The organism is Blastococcus sp. CT_GayMR20 (assembly GCF_004570345.1).
This window is the reverse complement of record NZ_SPQM01000020.1, coordinates 41218-47341: the sequence shown is the minus strand read 5'-3', so window position 1 is coordinate 47341 and position 6124 is coordinate 41218. Positions and strand designations below refer to the sequence as shown.

Sequence of the window (6124 nt, the reverse complement as noted above, 5' to 3'; positions counted from 1 at the left end):
CAAATCGGCCCTCCCGGGCTTCCTCGCTGGCTGGATGTCCAACACTACGCCGGTTTCCAGCACCCCCGCAGGAGCAACCGGTCCGGCGACCCTCCCGGGCCGCGCGGCGCATGGAGAACCATACACGCCTCCGGAGGGGGTCTGCAGGGGGGTGCGGACGCGCCCCGCCCCGACCGGGGTCAGGCGACGCCGGTCGGGCGGAACTGCACGCTCACACGAGGGCCCACGGGCCTGGTGGTCTTGGGGATGCAGTGCTCCCACGTGCGCTGGCAGGACCCACCCATGACGGCGAGGTCGCCGTGACCCAGCGGGAAGCGGAGGCTCTGCCCACCCCCGGCCGGCCGCAGCAGCAACGGACGGGGCGAGCCGAACGAGACGATTGCGACCATCGTGTCCGACGACCGCCCGCGGCCGATCCGATCGCCGTGCCAGGCGACGCTGTCGCGGCCGTCCCGGTAGAGGCACATACCCGCGCTGACGAATCGCTCGCCGAGCTCCGGCCCGTAGTAGCGGTTCAGTGATTCGCGCGCCTCGGTCAGGAGGGGGTGGGGCAGCGTCTCGCGGGGGCCGTACCAGCGGAGCAGTCTCGGGACGGCGACCTCCCGCTCGTACATCTGCCGGCGGTCCTCCCGCCAGCCGATGTTCCCGAGCAGCACGTCCAGGACGGCGTCCGATCCGCTGACCCAGCCCGGCAGGTGGTCCACCCAGGCGCCGTCGCTCAGTTCGTGCCGGACGACAGCGCCGGCGAGCGGCCGCAGGGTCGACTCCTCCGCGAGGTCCCACATCGAGGGCTGGTGCGCGAGCTGCATGCGGGCACGCTACTCCCGGTTTCGCACATGTGTGCGAAAAGCTGTGGAAAGAGCGCGGGCCTCAGGCAGTCAGGGCCAGCGCGAACGGCAGGACGGCGGTGGCGCCCGCCCGGCGGAGCTCGCGGCCGGCCACCGTCATGGTCCACCGCGAGTCGGCGAGATCGTCGACGAGCAGGATCGGGGCAGAACCTGCCTCCGCCAGCCGGTCGCGCAGCTCCGGGCCGACGACGATGCGGTCCCAGACGGCAGCCAACCGGAAGGCGCTGTTGCCGCCCGGCCGCCCGGTGGGTCCGCCGTGTTGCAGCGACATCTCGCCCAGGTAGGGCAACCGGCCCAACCGGGCCAGGCCCTGCGCCAGCCCGCTGATCAGCCGCGGCCGCCGCCGGGACGGCATCGCGACCACGGCGCCCGGGCGCTCCGTCCAGTCCCAGGCGGCGAGCACCCGCGCGCAGGCCTTCATCAGCTCGTCGTCCGGGGGGACGTCGGAGATCGAGCGCTGCACCGGGACGTCGAACGCGGCGTCCGGGTCCTCCTCGATGCCGGGTGCCTCGAGGTCGAGGACCACCACCCCGCCGACGCCGTCGTCCCCCAGGAGCGTGCGGAGGCGCTGTCCCCAGCCGAGGTCGGTCAGCCGCGCCACGGCCCGGCCGGGCTCGATCTGGTCAGCCGGCGAGATCTTGCCCTTGACGTCGACCCCGAGACGGTCGGCGCCGGTCGGCCACTGGCCGCGTGGCGCGAGCTCGACCCCCGGGCGGTCGAGCACGGCGGAGGCCGCCTCGGCCGCGGCCTCCGGCACGTCGGCGGAGTACCAGGGCCCGGCGCAGACGTCGCACCGCCCGCACGGGGCGGCGGTCGGGTCGTCCAGGGCCTCCTGGAGGAAGGCCATCCGGCACATCGCCGCGTCCACGGGCCTGGCGTAGGCGATCATCGCCCGCTGCTCGGCCTCGCGGGTGCGCGTGACGCGGGCATACCGGTCGGCGTCGTACACCCACGGTTGACCGGTCGAGCGCCACCCTCCCTGGACGCGCTCCACGGCGCCGTCGACGGCGAGCACCTTCAGCAGCAGCTCCAACCGCGACCGGCGGACGTCGGCGACGGTCTCCAGCCGCGGTACCGACCACGCCTTGCCGTCCGCCATGGCGGTGAGCACCGCGGCCGCGTGGTCCTCACGCGGCATGGAGGACGTGGCGAACCACTGCCAGATCGCGAGGTCCTCCGGGCCGGGCAGCAGCAGCACGTCGGCGTGCTCCACGGCGCGGCCGGCACGACCGACCTGCTGGTAGTAGCTCACCGGAGAGGACGGCGCCCCCAGGTGCACGACGAACCCGAGGTCGGGCTTGTCGAACCCCATGCCCAGCGCCGAGGTCGCGACGAGGGCCTTCACCTTGTTGTTCCGCAGCGCCTCCTCGGCATCCTTGCGGTCGGCGTCGTCGAGCCGGCCGGTGTAGGCACGCACCTCGTGACCGGCGTCCCGGAGCAGCGCCGCCGTCTCCTCCGCCGCGGCGACGGTGAGCGTGTAGACGATGCCGCTGCCCGGCAGGTCGCCGATGTGGGCGGCCAGCCAGGCCAGCCGCGCCCGGTCCGACGGCAGCCGGAGCACGCCCAGCCGCAGCGACTCCCGCGACAGCGGCCCACGGACGGTCGTGACCTCCACGCCACCGGCGCCCAACTGCTCGGCGACGTCGGCCACCACCCGCTCGTTCGCTGTGGCAGTGGTCGCCAGCACCGGCGTCCCGGCCGGCAGGGTGGCGAGCAGGTCGCGGATCCGGCGGTAGTCGGGTCGGAAGTCGTGTCCCCAGTCGGAGACGCAGTGCGCCTCGTCGACCACGACGAGCCCGCAGCGGGCGACCAGGCCGGGCAGCTGCTCCTCGCGGAACCGGGGGTTCGTGAGCCGCTCGGGAGAGACCAGCAGGACGTCGACGTCATCCGCAGCGAGGCGGGCGGCGATGTCGTCCCACTCGGTCATGTTCGCACTGGAAATCTCGACCGCGCGGATGCCGGCGCGGGCCGCGGCGGCCACCTGGTCACGCATGAGGGCCAGAAGGGGCGACACCAGCAGCGTCGGGCCGGCGCCACGGCGGCGCAGGAGTGCGGTGGAGACGAAGTAGACCGCCGACTTCCCCCAGCCGGTGCGCTGGACGACGAGGGCGCGCTGCGAGCGCTCGACCAGCGCCGAGACGGCGGCGTCCTGCCCCTCGCGGAACACCGCATCCGGCCGCCCGGTCAGCTCGCGGAGGACGGCGAGCGCCTCCTCGGTGATCTCCGACGGCGGCGCAGCGGTGCTCATGGGGACGACAGTAGGCAGGAGCTCCGACACTCGGGGCCACCGCGCGGGGCCTGGGGACGGCGAGGGAGAATCCACAGCGATGCGACCGCCGGACAATCACGTGCACACCAGGTGGTCGTGGGACACCCCTGGCTCCTCGACGATGCGCCGTGCCTGCGAGCGGGCGGTCGCCCTCGGACTGCCGGCGATCGCGTTCACCGAGCACCTGGACTTCACGGTCTGGCACGAGGACGACGCGGCGACGTCCCAGGGCCTGGTCGACCGTCACCCCGCGCATCAGCTCCCCATCGACGTCGAGGGCTACTTCGCCGAGCTCGAGGAGTGCCGGGGCCGGTTCCCGGACCTGCGGATCCTGTCCGGCGTCGAGACCGGTGAGCCGCACCTGTTCGAGGCCAGCGTGGCGGACCACCTGGCGCGGAGTCCCGTGGACCGGATCCTCGGCTCGCTGCACTCCCTGGAGCTCGACGGGCGCCTGGTCGGCGTCGGGCGCCTGCTCTACGTCGATCCGGACACGACGATGCGCCGCTACCTGGCCGAGATCGTGCGGATGATCGAGACCAGCGACGTCTTCCAGGTGCTCGCGCACGTCGACTTCCCGCGCCGGTACTGGCCCGGCGGCACCGACCGGTACGTCGAGAAGACCTACGAGGAGGAGTACCGCGCCGTCTTCCGCGCCCTGGCGTCGACCGGCCGGGCCCTCGAGGTGAACACGAGCAGCCCGCTCGCCTCCGTCGACCAGGTGCGCTGGTTCCACGAGGAGGGCGGGCAGGCGGTCAGCTTCGGCAGCGATGCGCACGCCCCGGCCGCGGTCGGGCAGCGGTTCGACCTCGCCGTCGACGTGGTGGAGGCGGCAGGCTTCCGGCCGGGTCGCGACCGCTTGGACTTCTGGCGCCGGTGACCGCTCCAGCAGGTACTTCACCGCTAAGGCATCTTCCCGCTAGGGTCCGGGGATGACCTCTCGCCGCGTCGTGATCGCCCTCGGGGGCAACGCCATGACCGGCGCCGACGGCTCCGCCACGCCGGAAGCACAGCGGGATGCCATCCGCGAGGCGTCGGCCCACATCGCCGCAGTCGTCGCGACCGGTGTCGAGGTCGTCCTGACCCACGGGAACGGCCCGCAGGTGGGCAACCTGCTCGTCAAGAACGAACTGGCCGCCCACGTCGTCCCGCCCGTGCCGCTGGACTGGTGCGTCGCCCAGACCCAGGCGACCATCGGCTTCACGCTGACCGACGAGCTCGACGCCGCCCTCTCCGAGCGCGGCCTGTCGCAGCGCGCCGCAGGTCTGGTCACCCGCACCCTCGTCGACGTCGACGACCCGGGCTTCCGCGAGCCCTCGAAGCCGGTGGGCCGCTTCCTCCCGCGCGAGGAGGCGGAACGGTTCGTCTCCCTCGGGCAGATCTGGGAGGACCGCGGCGAGAAGGGCTGGCGACGGGTGGTCGCCTCCCCCGAGCCGAGGTCCGTCGTCGACTCCCCCGCGATCCACGCGCTGGCGGCCGCCGGTTTCGTCGTCGTCTGCGCAGGCGGCGGAGGTATCCCGGTGACCGACGACGGCCGGGACGGCACTGCCCTGCGGGGCGTCGAGGCGGTCATCGACAAGGACCTGACGGCTGCGATCCTGGCGCGCGAGCTGGACGCCGACACCCTCGTCATCGCCACCGACGTCCCGAACGTGATGGTCGACTTCGGGACGCCGTCCGCCCGGCCGCTGGGCCGCGTCACCGCAGCGGAGCTGCGGCAGCATGCCGCCGCCGGCCAGTTCGCGCGCGGCAGCATGGGCCCCAAGGTGGACGCCGCGCTCCGTTTCCTCGATGCCGGCGGCACCCGCGCCGTCATCACGTCCCTCGAGCACATCGCCGACGCCGTCGCTGGTGACGACGCCGGCACCGTCCTCACCCGCTGATCCGAACCTGGAAGGAATCCACGTGCCCGCACCGATCGAGGTCCGCAAGATCCCGCTGCACAACGTGAGTGACGCCTCCGAGCTGGCCAAGCTCATCGACGACGGCGTGATCGAGGCCGACCGCGTCATCGCCGTCATCGGCAAGACCGAGGGCAACGGCGGCATCAACGACTACACGCGGATCATCGCCGACCGGGCCTTCCGCGAGGTCCTCGTCGAGAAGGGCAGCCGCCCGCTGGACGAGGTCAAGCAGATCCCGATCGTGTGGTCCGGCGGCACGGACGGCGTCATCAGCCCGCACGCCACCATCTTCGCGACCCTCCCCGAGGACTCGGTGGAGAAGACCGACGAGCCGCGGCTGACCGTCGGGTACGCGATGAGCGACGTCCTCCTGCCCGAGGACATCGGCCGCATCTCGATGGTCGAGAAGGTCGCCGACGGCGTCCGGAAGGCGATGGAGGCCGCGGGCATCACCGACCCGGCCGACGTCCACTACGTGCAGACCAAGACCCCGCTGCTGACGATCGACACGATCCGCGACGCCCGCGAGCGCGGGAAGACCACGTACATGGAGGAGCCGCACGGCTCCATGGACCTCTCCAACGGCACGACCGCGCTCGGCATCGCGGTGGCCCTCGGCGAGATCGAGATGCCGACGCAGGAGCAGGTCATGCACGACCTGTCGCTCTTCAGCGCCGTCGCCTCCTGCTCGTCCGGTGTGGAGCTGGACCGGGCGCAGATCGTCGTGGTCGGCAACGCCCGCGGGCACGGCGGCAACTACCGCGTGGGCCACTCGGTCATGAAGGACGCCCTCGACCAGGACGGCATCTGGGAGGCCATCCGCAATGCCGGCCTCGAGCTGCCCGAGCGCCCGCACCACACCGACCTCGGCGACCGGCTGGTCAACGTCTTCCTCAAGTGCGAGGCCGACCCGAACGGCAAGGTCCGCGGACGGCGCAACGCGATGCTCGACGACTCCGACGTCTCCTGGCACCGCCAGATCAAGGCGACCGTCGGCGGCGTGACCGCCTCGGTGACCGGCGACCCGGCGGTCTTCGTGTCGGTGGCCGCGGTGCACCAGGGCCCGTCCGGCGGTGGCCCGGTCGCCGCGATCGTCAAGGCCTAGC

Annotated in this window: 5 protein-coding genes; 3 read left to right on the top strand and 2 right to left on the bottom strand. The window is 72.8% G+C overall.

Features of this window, described 5'->3' with window-relative positions; translation table 11 throughout:
* Nucleotides 1–179: 179 nt before the first annotated feature.
* The gene (locus tag E4P40_RS07645) at nucleotides 180–809 is read right to left on the bottom strand and encodes an alpha-ketoglutarate-dependent dioxygenase AlkB (RefSeq protein WP_135158165.1); all 630 of its coding nucleotides are present in this window, start codon (nucleotides 807–809) and stop codon (nucleotides 180–182) included.
* Nucleotides 810–870: 61 nt separating this feature from the next.
* Nucleotides 871–3096: a DEAD/DEAH box helicase gene (locus tag E4P40_RS07640; protein ID WP_135158166.1), complete on the bottom strand. Its 2226-nt coding sequence runs from the start codon at nucleotides 3094–3096 to the stop codon at nucleotides 871–873.
* Between the two features lie 100 nt (nucleotides 3097–3196).
* Between E4P40_RS07640 and E4P40_RS07635 the strand changes: the two genes are divergently transcribed.
* The 3 genes from E4P40_RS07635 to E4P40_RS07625 are packed head-to-tail and all read left to right on the top strand — an operon-like array spanning nucleotide 3197 to nucleotide 6123.
* Nucleotides 3197–3994 carry a PHP domain-containing protein gene (locus E4P40_RS07635; RefSeq protein ID WP_245160188.1) on the top strand — a complete coding sequence of 266 codons (798 nt, stop codon included), beginning with the start codon at nucleotides 3197–3199 and terminating at the stop codon, nucleotides 3992–3994.
* Nucleotides 3995–4046: 52 nt separating this feature from the next.
* Nucleotides 4047–4997 (top strand): carbamate kinase, encoded by a 951-nt coding sequence (gene arcC / locus E4P40_RS07630; protein ID WP_135158168.1) that lies wholly within the window; start codon nucleotides 4047–4049, stop codon nucleotides 4995–4997.
* A 22-nt stretch (nucleotides 4998–5019) separates the two neighbouring features.
* Nucleotides 5020–6123 (top strand): ring-opening amidohydrolase, encoded by a 1104-nt coding sequence (locus E4P40_RS07625; RefSeq protein ID WP_135158169.1) that lies wholly within the window; start codon nucleotides 5020–5022, stop codon nucleotides 6121–6123.
* Nucleotide 6124: the final 1 nt, after the last annotated feature.